General features: G+C 70.4%; 11 protein-coding genes. 7 read left to right on the top strand and 4 right to left on the bottom strand.

Going from position 1 to position 11,307, the window contains the following annotated elements; all coding sequences use genetic code 11:
• The first annotated feature begins 252 nt into the window (after nt 1-252).
• The 4 genes from ACQPYS_RS23985 to ACQPYS_RS23970 all read left to right on the top strand — a co-directional run bounded on the left by ACQPYS_RS23985 (nt 253) and on the right by ACQPYS_RS23970 (nt 4,027).
• Nucleotides 253-2,769: an AAA family ATPase gene (locus ACQPYS_RS23985; protein WP_433490881.1), complete on the top strand. Its 2,517-nt coding sequence runs from the start codon at nt 253-255 to the stop codon at nt 2,767-2,769.
• A gap of 131 nt (nt 2,770-2,900) precedes the next feature.
• Nucleotides 2,901-3,239 carry a hypothetical protein gene (locus tag ACQPYS_RS23980; protein WP_245664686.1) on the top strand — a complete coding sequence of 113 codons (339 nt, stop codon included), beginning with the start codon at nt 2,901-2,903 and terminating at the stop codon, nt 3,237-3,239.
• A complete protein-coding gene (locus tag ACQPYS_RS23975; protein ID WP_084481506.1) occupies nt 3,236-3,676 on the top strand; it encodes a YchJ family protein in 441 nt (146 codons plus the stop codon). The genes ACQPYS_RS23980 and ACQPYS_RS23975 overlap by 4 nt, the downstream gene beginning before the upstream one ends.
• A 54-nt stretch (nt 3,677-3,730) precedes the next feature.
• Nucleotides 3,731-4,027, top strand: coding sequence for a SelT/SelW/SelH family protein (locus ACQPYS_RS23970; RefSeq protein WP_063039286.1), 297 nt, complete (start codon nt 3,731-3,733; stop codon nt 4,025-4,027).
• Nucleotides 4,028-4,107: 80 nt separating this feature from the next.
• Here ACQPYS_RS23970 and ACQPYS_RS23965 read toward each other — a convergent pair whose 3' ends face one another.
• Nucleotides 4,108-4,329 (bottom strand): FmdB family zinc ribbon protein, encoded by a 222-nt coding sequence (locus ACQPYS_RS23965; protein WP_433490880.1) that lies wholly within the window; start codon nt 4,327-4,329, stop codon nt 4,108-4,110.
• A gap of 116 nt (nt 4,330-4,445) precedes the next feature.
• Between ACQPYS_RS23965 and ACQPYS_RS23960 the strand changes: the two genes are divergently transcribed.
• Nucleotides 4,446-6,017, top strand: a complete 1,572-nt coding sequence (locus tag ACQPYS_RS23960; protein WP_433490879.1) for a carboxylesterase/lipase family protein — start codon at nt 4,446-4,448, stop codon at nt 6,015-6,017.
• 3 nt (nt 6,018-6,020) lie between these two features.
• On the opposite strand, the gene ACQPYS_RS23955 is transcribed toward ACQPYS_RS23960, so the two are convergent.
• From ACQPYS_RS23955 to rfbD, 3 genes are read right to left on the bottom strand one after another with little or no spacing between them, the layout of a single operon-like run.
• Nucleotides 6,021-7,100: a sugar phosphate nucleotidyltransferase gene (locus ACQPYS_RS23955; RefSeq protein ID WP_431941350.1), complete on the bottom strand. Its 1,080-nt coding sequence runs from the start codon at nt 7,098-7,100 to the stop codon at nt 6,021-6,023.
• A 54-nt stretch (nt 7,101-7,154) separates the two neighbouring features.
• Nucleotides 7,155-8,057 carry a glycosyltransferase family 2 protein gene (locus ACQPYS_RS23950; protein WP_431941351.1) on the bottom strand — a complete coding sequence of 301 codons (903 nt, stop codon included), beginning with the start codon at nt 8,055-8,057 and terminating at the stop codon, nt 7,155-7,157.
• An 11-nt stretch (nt 8,058-8,068) separates the two neighbouring features.
• A complete protein-coding gene (gene rfbD / locus ACQPYS_RS23945) occupies nt 8,069-8,938 on the bottom strand; it encodes a dTDP-4-dehydrorhamnose reductase (RefSeq protein ID WP_433490878.1) in 870 nt (289 codons plus the stop codon).
• Between the two features lie 213 nt (nt 8,939-9,151).
• Here rfbD and ACQPYS_RS23940 point away from each other — a divergent pair, with 213 nt between their 5' ends.
• Nucleotides 9,152-10,558 (top strand): LCP family protein, encoded by a 1,407-nt coding sequence (locus tag ACQPYS_RS23940; protein WP_431941364.1) that lies wholly within the window; start codon nt 9,152-9,154, stop codon nt 10,556-10,558.
• Between the two features lie 16 nt (nt 10,559-10,574).
• Nucleotides 10,575-11,294, top strand: a complete 720-nt coding sequence (locus ACQPYS_RS23935) for a TIGR03089 family protein (protein WP_431941353.1) — start codon at nt 10,575-10,577, stop codon at nt 11,292-11,294.
• The last annotated feature ends 13 nt before the right edge of the window (nt 11,295-11,307 follow it).

Genomic DNA, 11,307 nt, shown 5'->3' with positions numbered 1-11,307 from the left:
GGGTGGCCATCGGCAGCCGGTCGGGTCGGCCGATGACCAGATCCCATCCCCGCGGGCACGTTCGAGCCGCCGGCCGTGCGTACTTCCCCGCGCCCGGTTCCGGCGTGGTGTATCGCAACCGTCCGGGACAGAGCCGGGAACCGGCTCTGTCCGGAACGGCCGCCATCGGGTAGCGTTTCGCACAGCTTTCGACCGTACGACCACACACGGGGGCTCGACAGGCGTGTGGCCTCGAGGGGGTGGAGAACTTCCGTGAACGCTGTGGGAAAGGAATCCGGGGCGGCATTCGTCCGGCCCGCCGACGTGATAAAGCGTCGCATCGATGCGGATCCGGATATTCCCACCGCGGTGGCCGCGCTCGTCCGCGCGGCCCTCGACCCGCCGCCCGGCTCCGCCGAATCGATGGCGAGCGCAACGGGTTGCGTCCTCGACGGTGTCTTCCTGCGCACCATCCGGGTGGGCGGGTTCCGTGGTATAGGCCCGGAGACCACGCTCGAATTGCCCACCGGCCCGGGGCTGACACTGGTGACCGGCCGCAACGGCAGCGGGAAATCGAGTTTCGCCGAAGCCGCGGAACTCGCGTTGACCGGCGGAAATCGCCGCTGGGACGGCCGCTCGACCGCGTGGCGCGAGGGCTGGCGCAACCTGCACCGGTCCGGCCCGGTCCGGGTGGAACTGGAACTGCGGACCGACGGGCCGGAACCCGCGCTGACCGTGGCCCGGGAATGGGACGCCGAAGAACCGCTGCCGGGCGGCACCTGGACCCAGCGGCGCGGGGACGGGCCCGAGCAGGTGTTCGCGAGCGGTGACTGGGCGCTGCCCCTGGAGTTGTATCGGCCGTTCCTGTCCTACAGCGAACTCGGCGCGCTGGTGGACGGGAAGCCCAGCGAACTGTTCGACGCGCTGCACCAGTTGCTCGGCCTGGACGAACTGATCGTCGCGCACGAGCGGATCCGGGTCCGCCGCCTGGACCTCGAGCGCGCAGCCCGGACCGCGCGCCGGGACAGGCAGACCCTGCTGACCGAACTCGCCGAGGTCGCCGATCAGCGCGCGCGGCGCGCGGTCGCGCTGTTGCGCGAGCCGGCCCCGGATATCGGCGCGCTCGAGGCGCTGGTAGGCGATACCGCCGGTGGGCCGGAACCGGCCGCCTTGCGGGCGGTACTGGCCCTGAAGTTACCGTCGGCCGAGCGGATAGCGGCGCTGGCGGCCCGAATCGCCACCGCGGCTGCCGCGGTCGCCGCGGCGACCGCACCCGAGGTCGCCGCGGACCTGCGCGTCCTCGAGGTGCTGCGCGCCGCGTACACGCACGTCACCACGCACGGGCGGCCCGGGACGCCCGACACACGTCCCGCCGGTCCACTGTTCTCCGCAGCCGGCACACGGACGGGCCCGGATACCGACGAGCACAGCACCACGCCCTGCCCCGTATGTGGGGGCGGCACGCTGGATCGGCAGTGGTTGCTCGATACCGCGGCCGCGATCGCCGGACTGTCGCTACGGACGGCCGATCTCGTCCGGGCGCGCGACGAGCTCACCCGGGCGTTGGTGGAGCTGCGGGTGCTCACGGGCGAGCTCCCGCCGGCACTGGCCGCGGCCGATACCGCAGGCCTGGACACCGTGACACTGGGCGAGGTATGGGCCCGCTGGGTGGGGCTGCCCGAATCGGAAGATCCGGGGGAACTGCCCGATCGGTTGCGTGCCGTGCACGAGCATCTGTCCGCCGAACTGGATTTCGTCCAGCGGTGCGCCGGTAAGGAACTGGATCGGCTCGACGAGGCATGGGCGCCGTTCGCGCCGCGCCTGCGGGCCTGGCTCGAACTCACCGGCACGGTCGCGGCGCAGGCCGCGGAACGACAGACCGCCCGCGCGGCCGAAGAGTGGTTGAAAGCGGCCACCGCGCGGGTGCGTGACGAGCGGCTGGCCCCGCTGGCCGGGACGGCCCGGTGGGTGTGGCAGACCCTGCGCCAGCAGAGCAGCGTCGAACTCGGCGGCATCCATCTGCAGGGCAACGCGAACAGCGCGCGCCGGGTGCAGTTGGAGGTCACCGTGGACGATGTGGACGGCGCCGCGCTCGGGGTGATGAGCCAGGGTGAGCTGCACGCGCTCGGCCTGGCCCTGTTCCTGCCGCGTGCGACCGTCGCGGCGAGCCCGTTCCGGTTCGTGGTGATCGACGATCCGGTGCAGGCGATGGATCCCGCGAAGGTGGACGGGCTGGCCCGGGTGCTGGCCACCGTCGCCTGGGAGCGGCAGGTGGTGGTGTTCACCCACGACGACCGGCTCGCCGAGGCGGTACGCCGGATGCAGATCGACGCCCGGATCGTCGAGGTGCAGCGCCGGGAACGCTCGGTGGTGGAGATCCGGCTGTCCAGCGACCCCGTCCACCGCTACCTCGACGACGCGCGCGCGCTGCTGCGAACCCCGCAGCTGCCCCGGGCCATCGCCGACGAACTCGTCGCGACCTGCTGCCGTTCCGCGCTGGAGGCGGCGAGTCTGGCCCGGGCCAAGCGGGTGCTGCTGGCCGGCGGTATGGATCACCGGGAGGTACAGCGACGGATCGACCGGGCCCAATCGACCCGGGCGATGGTCACCCTCGCGGTGCTGGGGCCGGGACGCCGGATCGAGGACCTGAACAAACAGCTGGCCAAGGAGGGGCGCTGGGCGGTCGAGGTCGTGCGCGATGCCACCGCCGGTGCCCATGTCCCGATCGACCGCGATCTCGCCGAGCTGATCGCCGATACCGAACGTTTCGCCGAGTGGCTGGCGGGGTGAGCGGACGCCGGGGCCGGGGCTCGGGGCGGCGCGGGGGTGGCGGCCGCGGCTTTCGGACCGACGGCCGGCCGGTACGGTCCGGCCCCACCGGTGACCCCGGCCCGCGGCCCGGTATCGGGGAAAGGCTGGCGGTGGTCGACCGCCTGCTGGACGGTTCGGTGCCCGCCGCCGGCGGTGTCTGGTCACGCGCGACCGCGTGGATTCTGCGAATCGCGCTCGAACAGTCGGTGGACGATCTGTGGTCGCGGACCGAACCCGACCTCGCACGCTGTCCGATGCGGGCCCAGCTGCTGGCGCTGCGCGTGGTGACCGACCCGCTCACCGCCGCCCGGATCGCCGCCCTGTGGACCGCGCTGTCGCATGCCACCCATCACCACGACTACGAGCTCGCGCCCGGTGTCACCGAGCTGCGCCGCTGGCGCGACGACACCGTCCGGATCGCCACCGAACTGGCCGCCGTATCCGGATGAGCGGGCGGTGTCCGAGGTGGCCGGCGCCCGCCGGGCACAATCGGGAGGTGGACGATACGAAGCCGTGCCCTTGCCGCCACGGCGATATCTTCGGTGAATGCTGCGGACCGCTGCTGGCAGGTCGCCCGGCACCCACCGCCGAAGCGCTGATGCGGTCCCGGTTCACCGCCTTCGCGGTGGGCGATACCGGCTACCTGCTGCGTACCTGGCACGCCGGTACGCGGCCCGCCGAACTCGGTCCGGACCCTGCCCGACGCTGGCTGTTCGTGGAGATCCTGCACGCGTCCGGGGGCGGTCCGTTCGACGAATCCGGGACCGTCGAATTCACCGCGCATTATCGGGATCCGGGTGGCCGGGGCCGGTTGCACGAGATCAGCCGATTCCTGCGGGTCGATGGATGCTGGCAGTACGTGGACGGGGAGGTCGACCGATGGTGACCGGCCGGGCCGGTCGCCCGGCCACCCGTCGGGTCCGCCGGTAATGTACCTGTCGTGTCGCGTATCGCCATCGAATACTGCACCCAGTGCCGTTGGCTGCTGCGTGCGAGCTGGATGGCCCAGGAATTGCTGACCACTTTCACCACCGATATCGGCGAGGTCGCGTTGATCCCCGGCGAGGGTGGCGTCTTCCGCATCACGGTCGACGACACCCAGGTGTGGGAGCGCCGGGCCGATGGGGGATTTCCGGATATCGCGGTACTCAAACAGCGGGTCCGCGATCGGATCGCCCCGGAGCGCGATCTCGGCCATATCGACCGCGGCAGCGCGGATCCTCGCGTCGCGGAATGACCCGTGCGCCGGGCCGCCGCAGTGGAGACGCGCCGCGACCGGCCGGGCCGCGGGGTGGCGACCCGGCCCGGGACGCGGGATCAGGCGCAGCAACCGCCGCCGCAGCAGCCACCGCCGGTAGGCGCGGCGGTCGCGGCGACGGCCGGGGCGGCCGCGCGGCCGGTGGTCGCGAAGGTGGTCAGCAATTTCACCGTGTCGTCGTGGCCGTGCGGGCAACGGGCCGGATTCGACGCCTGCGCCATCGGGCGGTTGATCTCGAAAGTGTCGCCGCAGCTGCGGCAGCGGAACTCGTAACTCGGCATGGCCGAATTCTAGAGCGGGCCGACGGCCCATTTTCGCGATGCAACGCGACGTTTTTGAAACTGAAGTGTAACCACTTCGGTCGTACCCTCGAATGCACAGGTAGAGGAGGTCTGTGATGAACGTCCAGTGCTTCGAGGTGACGCCTGGGGTGGGCGACGAGGGCGGCCCGGTGGCGCGGACCCAGTTCGGTGCGGTCCGGGGTAGCCGGGAGGGCGCGGTATCGGTCTGGCGGGGTGTTCCGTATGCCGCCGCAGTCGCCGGACCCCGTAGGTTTCGGCCGCCGCGGGCCCCGGAGCGCTGGGATGGCGTCCGCGACTGTCTGGTCGCCGGGCAGATCGCGCCGCAGGATATGGCCAACACGGTGCCCATGGACCGCTCGCTGACCATGGGCGAGGACTGCCTGTGGCTCAATATCTGGGCGCCGGCCACCGCGTCGGAGGAGCCGCGGCCGGTGATGGTGTGGCTGCACGGCGGCGCGTACTGCCTCGGCTCCGCGGCCCAGGGCGTCTACGACGGTCGCCACCTGGCCGAGACCGGTGACGTGGTGGTGGTGACGGTGAACTACCGGGTGGGCGCGTTCGGGTTCCTGGACCTGTCGTCGCTGTCCGACGAGTTCGTTCCCAATCTGGGCCTGCTCGACCAGCTCGCGGCGCTGGAATGGGTGCGCGACAATATCGGCGCCTTCGGTGGTGACCCGGGCAATGTGGTCCTCTTCGGGGAATCCTCCGGGGCCGGCTGTGTCACGGCGCTGCTCACCGCGCCGCGGGCCGCCGGCCTGTTCCAGCGCGCCATCGCGCAGAGCCCACCCGCCACCGCCGTGTACGGGCAGGAACGCGCGGCCGGGGTGGCCGAACGTTTCCGTGAACTGATCGACCTGCCCCGCGCCCGGATCGGCGAACTGCTCGAATGCCCGCTCGAACGGATCGTGCGAGCCGCCGCGGTCCTGATCGACGAGGTACCGCTGCAGGCGCCTGGCACCCTGGCCGCCGCCCCGGTCGTCGACGAGGATCTGCTTCCCGGGTATCCCACCGACCGCTTCCGGGACGGGCGGTCACACCGGGTACCGCTCATCATCGGCACCAACAAGGACGAGGCGTCGCTGTTCCGGCTGTTCCGGTCGCCGATCATGCCGGTGACCCCGCAAGCGGTGAACGCCATGCTCGAACAGGTCCAAGCCGGGCATCCCGGGCTGACCGCGGAACGACTCGCCGAGATCACCGCGGTGTACCCCGATCTGGCGAAGCCGCGGGGTGCGCTGGCGATGTCCACCGACGCGGCGTTCCGGATGCCGGCCCTGTGGGTGGCCGACGGTCACGCCCAGCACTCACGGACCTGGATGTACCGCTTCGACCACGCCACGCCCATGCTGCGGGCCGCCCGCGTCGGCGCCGGTCACGCCACCGAGCTGCCGTACGTGTTCGGCAACTTCGGCACCTTCGACCACGACCCCACCTTCTGGCTCGGCGGCCGTAAACAGGCCGCCGAGGTCTCGGGCCGGATGATGCGCCGCTGGCTGGCCTTCGCCGCCCACGGTGTCCCGGCCGCGCTGGACGGATCGAAACACTGGCCCCCCTACCATCCGGAATCGCGGGACACACTGCTGATCGATTCGATCGACCGAGTGGTGCCGGACCCCGAGGGCGACCTGCTCACCGCCTGGGGGGAACGCGCCGTCGGCTTCGCGTAATCACTACACGTCGGTGGAGAAGCGGATCCCGCCGTCGGGGATCTCCACTCCCGGCCACACCCGGGCGCCGCGCAGCAGTTCGCAGCGGGCACCCACGCTGGCACCGTCGCCGATCACTCCGTCGCGGACCAGGGCGCGGGGGCCGATACGGGCGCCGAAACCGATGATGGAGCGTTCCACCGTGGCTCCGGCCTCCACTTTGGCACCGTCGAACAGGATGGCGCCGTCGAGGCGGGCACCGGCGCCCACTTCCGCGCCGCGGCCCACCACGGTGCCGCCGATGAGCAGAGCGCCCGGGGCGATCCCGGCGCCTTCGTGCACGAGGGATTCGCCGCGCTGACCGGGCAGCGCGGGGGAGGGGGCGATACCGCGGACCAGGTCCGCGGAACCCCGGACGAAATCCTCCGGTGTGCCCATATCCCGCCAGTACGAAGTGTCGACGTGGCCTTGGACACGGGCGCCTTCGGTGAGCAGCGCGGGGAACACTTCGCGCTCCACCGAGACCGGGCGCCCGGCCGGGATCTTCTCGATGTATTCGCGCCGGAAGACGTAGCAGCCGGCATTGATCTGATCGGTCGGCGGATCCTGGGTCTTCTCCAGGAAGGCCGTGACCCGGCCGTCGGCGTCGGTCGGCACGCAGCCGAAGGCGCGCGGATCGCTCACCCGCACCAGGTGCAGGGTGACGTCGGCCCGGGTCTTCTCGTGGGTCTCCAGGATGGACGTCAGGTCGGTGCCGCCGAGCACGTCACCGTTGAACACCATGACATTGTCCGCGGTGAGCCGGGACAGCACATTGCGGATACCGCCGCCGGTCCCCAGCGGTTCGCTTTCGGTGACGTATTCGAGCTCGAGGCCGAATTCGGCGCCGTCCCCGAAGTACTCCTCGAAGACCTCGGCCTTGTAGGAGGTGCTGAGCACCACATGGGTGATGCCCGCTGCCGCGATCCGGGCCAGCAGATGGGTCAGGAACGGTAGCCCGGCCGTCGGGAGCATCGGCTTGGGCGCCGACAGGGTCAGCGGCCGCAGCCGTGTCCCTTGTCCGCCGACCAGAATCACTGCGTCCGCGCCTGCTTGTGATGCCATGGAGCTCCCTTGTTCCCATCCGATCATCGACCCGGCACGGCGGCGGTCGGTCGGCTATCCGGCCTGCTCCCGCTCCCGTGCACGCAGAGCGGATCGAACCGCAATCCGGCAGCGCACCGCAAGTCCGGCCTTCAGCGCCCAGCGCAGCGGGGCCTGCCACCAGTGCGGATGCCGGTCGGCCTGGAAGCGGTATGCGCTGGCGTGGTGGGCGGGCAGCATCTTCTCGGGGTGGCGCCCGGCCGCGTGCCCCTTGGCGTGGGTGACCTCGGCGTCGGGTACGAAGACGTTGTGCCAGCCGGCCCGGCCCATCCGGTCACCGAAGTCCACGTCCTCCATGTACATGAAGTACCGGGAATCGAATCCCTCGATCGAATCGAACGCCGCGCGCCGCACCAGCAGGCACGACCCGGACAGCCAGCCGACGGTGCGTTCGGAGATCTCCTCGTTCTCCTGACGGTAGCGCCGGGTCCACGGGTTGGTCTTCCAGACGGCGCCGAGGATCGCGTGACCCGCGCCGTCCAGGATCCCGGGAACCGAGCGGGCCGAGGGGTAGACGCTGCCGTCGGGTTCGCGGACCATGGGCCCGATGGCGCCGGCCCGCGGCCATCGCTGGGCAGCCTCCAGCATGATGTCGATGGAATCATTGCCCCACCGGATATCCGGGTTGGCGATCAGCACGTATTCGAGTTCGGGGTCGAGTTCGGCGACGGCCCGGTTGATGGCGCCGCCGTATCCGATATTGCCGCCGGTCGGTAGGAAACGCACCTGGGCGTTGGCGTCGGCCACGAGTTCGGGGACGCCGTCGGTGGAGCCGTTGTCGGCCAAAATCACCTGCGGCTTCTCCGCGGTGGCCGTGGCCAGCGTGCTGATGAAATGCTCGAGATGTTCGCCCGGCGAATAGGTGACCGTGACCACGGCCAGACGTGGCCGGTCGTGCGGGGTATCGGAAGCGCTCACAGCGCACCACCCTAACGGGCGGCCCGGTTCAGTGCCTCGGTCAGCGCGGATTCCCACGGGCGCAAAGGAGTCAGTCCGGCGTCGCGCCAGGCGGTCCCGGACAGCACGGAGAAAGCGGGCCGGGCGGCGGGCCGGGGAAATTCCGCGGTGGTGCACGGCCGGACCCGCTCGGGGTCGGCGCCGATACCGGCGAATACCGCGCGGGCCAGGTCGTACCAGCTGGCCCGGCCGGAGTTCGTGGCGTGCAGCACAGGAGGTGCCGAGGGTGTCGCGGCCAGTTCGAGCAGCCCGGCGGCGAGGTCGGCGGCGAAGGTGGGGGAGCCGATCTGGTCGTTCACCACGGAGACGGTGTCGCGTTCCTTTTCCAGCCGGCGCATGGTGGCCACGAAATCGGTGCCGGTCCCGGCGTACACCCAGGCCGTCCGCACGATTTGGGCCTGCGGGCACAGGTCACGCACCGCGCGTTCCCCGGCGAGTTTGGAGCGGCCGTATACCGTGGTGGGCCCGGTGGGATCGGACGGTTCGTAGGGGCGTTCGGCGGTACCGGGGAAGACGTAGTCGGTGGAGAGGTGGATCAGCCGGGCGCCGGCGCGCGCGCAGGCCGCAGCCAATACCGCCGGGCCGGTCTCGTTGGCGGCGAAGGCGGCTCCGGACTCCGATTCGGCCCGGTCGACCGCGGTGAACGCGGCACAATTGAGAACGATATCGCCGGAACGGACCACTGATTCCACCGCTGCCCGATCGGTGATGTCGAGCCGGGACCGGGTGAAGGCACGGGCAGCGGGTATCCGCCGGAGTAGTTCACCACCCACCTGACCACCCGCCCCGGTGACGAGGAGACGGTCGGCTACTTCGGTTGCGGGCGGTAGAACGGCGTTCACCGGCCCAGTCTGGCACGCCGTCGGTCGCCGAATCGGGGTCACCCGGGCTGCTGTTGGTTAGCCTGCGTGGTGCGGAAGGTGTTTCGACGGCATACGCGAAGTGGGTCGGGGTCCTCGACCGATCCGTAAGGGGAGAGGAAGTCCAAGGTGGCGCAGCGTGGGGAGCCGACGTTGTGGAGCCCGGTGCGGGTCCTGGTCGCATCAGTTGCTCTGATGGTGCTGGTGGCGACCGGGTTCGCTTGGCGCGGGGTGGATTCCCTGGTCTCGAATATCGAGCGGATCAGCGATCTGGGCCTGGGCGGGCATACCGACGGCGCGGTCGACATCCTGCTCGTCGGTGTGGATTCGCGTACCGACGCCAAGGGCAACCCGCTCACCGACGCCGAGCGGGCCATGCTGCACGCCGGTGACGAGATAGGTACCAATACCGACACCATCGTGCTGGTACGTGTGCCCAACGACGGCCGCTCGGCCACGGCCATCTCGATTCCCCGCGACGCCTACGTCGCTATCCCGGGCCTGGGGAAAGGCAAGATCAATTCCGCCTACGGGGTCACCAAACAGACCGTGCAGGACGATCTGCTCGCCGAGGGGGTGTCGGCGGAGGATGCCGAGGAACAATCGACCCAGCGCGGGCGCCAGGCACTGATCGAATCGGTGGCCGGGCTGACCGGGATCACCGTCGACCACTACGCCGAGGTCTCGCTGCTCGGGTTCGTCCTACTCACCGATGCGGTCGGCGGGGTGGACGTCTGCCTACGCCATGCGGTCGACGAACCGCTCTCGGGGGCGTATTTCCCGGGTGGGCGGCAGAAGCTCGACGGTCCCCAGGCACTGAGCTTCGTGCGGCAGCGCCACAATCTCGAACGCGGCGACCTGGATCGCATCGTGCGCCAGCAGGTGTTCATGGCCCAGCTGGTCCATCAGGTCGTGAGCGCCGATACGTTGAGCAACCCGAGCCGGTTGCGGGAACTCAGCGACGCGGTGGGGCGCACCGTCGTACTCGACGAGGGCTGGGATCTGATCGGTTTCCTGAATCAGCTCCAGGACCTCACTGCCGGGGAGGTCACCTTCGAGACCGTTCCGGTCGCCGATCTCAACGGCACCACCACCAACGGGGAATCGGTGGTCCGTGTCGATCCCGACGAGATACGCGACTATGTCGCGGCGCTGGTCGGGGAGGAACCCACCGGCCGGCCCGAGACCGAGACGGCCACCCCGCAGGTGAACCCGGCGAATGTCGAGGTATCGGTGTACAACTCCAGCACGATCTCGGGTCTGGCGAACTCGGTCGCCCAGGAATTGCTCGGACTCGGTTACACCCGGGGGGCCGTGGGTAACTATTACGGTGGGCCGGTGTCGCAGAGTCAGGTGCGTGCTCCGTCGGCGTCGGATCCGGGCGCGAAAGCGGTCGCGGCCGCGCTGGGCGGGGTACCCGTCGTCGCGGATCCGTCGATTGCGACGGGAGCGGTGAGCGTGGTGCTGACGAGCGACTACGCTGGCCCCGGATCCGGTAGCGCAGACGTGATCGATTTCGGCTCTACGTCGACCTCGGCCACTCCGGTACCGCCCGCGCCGCCGATCGCGGCGGCCGAAGATGGACCCACCTGTGTGAATTGAGCGCCGAAAGCAGACGATGCGTGACATAGACCAGGCAACGACCCTTCCCGAAGCGGTACTCGAGCCGATTCTGGACCGCGAACCGGCCGCCCCCCGCGTCACCTGGTACGACGACGCGACCGGCGCCCGGATCGAGCTGTCCGGGCTCACCCTCGCCAACTGGGCCGCCAAAACCGGCAATCTGATCCGTGACGAGTTCGGGCTCACCCCGGGCGCGCGGGTCGCGGTGCTGCTGCCCGCGCACTGGCAGACCGCGGCGGTCCTGCTCGGCTGCTGGTGGGCGGGAACCGAGGTGGTACTGCACGCCGACCCCGACGCGGAACTCGTTTTCGCCGCCGCGGGCCGGCTGGCCGAGACCGAGGACGCGCCCGAGGTTGCGGCATTGTCGCTGGACCCGATGGGTGGGCCGGTCCGTGATCTGCCCATCGGGGTCACCGACTACGCGACCGCGGTCCGCGTGCACGGAGATCAGTTCCTGCCCGGCGGCACCGGTGCGGCCCTCGACGGTATGTCGGTCTCGGAGGTGCTCACCGAGGCTCGAAAATCCGCTGCCCGGCAGGGCTTCACCGAAGGCGACCGGGTGCTCTCCAGCGCCGCCTGGGATACCCCCGCCGAATTGATCGACGGCTACCTCGCGGTGCTCACCGCGGGCGCCTCCCTGGTACAGGTGGCCAATCCCGACCCGGCGCTGCGGGAGCGGCGGGTGGAAACCGAACGGGTCACCTGCATCCTGTGACGGGTCCTCTCCT

Source organism: Nocardia grenadensis, assembly GCF_050942415.1.
In the GTDB taxonomy this organism is placed as follows: domain Bacteria; phylum Actinomycetota; class Actinomycetes; order Mycobacteriales; family Mycobacteriaceae; genus Nocardia; species Nocardia grenadensis.
Note: the sequence above shows the minus strand (reverse complement) of the source record. Positions and strands in the feature narration are given on the sequence as shown.

Coding starts and splice junctions, on each gene's coding strand:
- ACQPYS_RS23940 (WP_431941364.1), top strand. CDS start 9,152: ATGGTGCTGGTGGCGACCGGGTTCGCTTGGCGCGGGGTGGATTCCCTG.
- ACQPYS_RS23960 (WP_433490879.1), top strand. CDS start 4,446: ATGAACGTCCAGTGCTTCGAGGTGACGCCTGGGGTGGGCGACGAGGGC.
- ACQPYS_RS23975 (WP_084481506.1), top strand. CDS start 3,236: ATGAGCGGGCGGTGTCCGAGGTGGCCGGCGCCCGCCGGGCACAATCGG.
- ACQPYS_RS23935 (WP_431941353.1), top strand. CDS start 10,575: ATGCGTGACATAGACCAGGCAACGACCCTTCCCGAAGCGGTACTCGAG.
- ACQPYS_RS23955 (WP_431941350.1), bottom strand. CDS start 7,100: ATGGCATCACAAGCAGGCGCGGACGCAGTGATTCTGGTCGGCGGACAA.
- ACQPYS_RS23965 (WP_433490880.1), bottom strand. CDS start 4,329: ATGCCGAGTTACGAGTTCCGCTGCCGCAGCTGCGGCGACACTTTCGAG.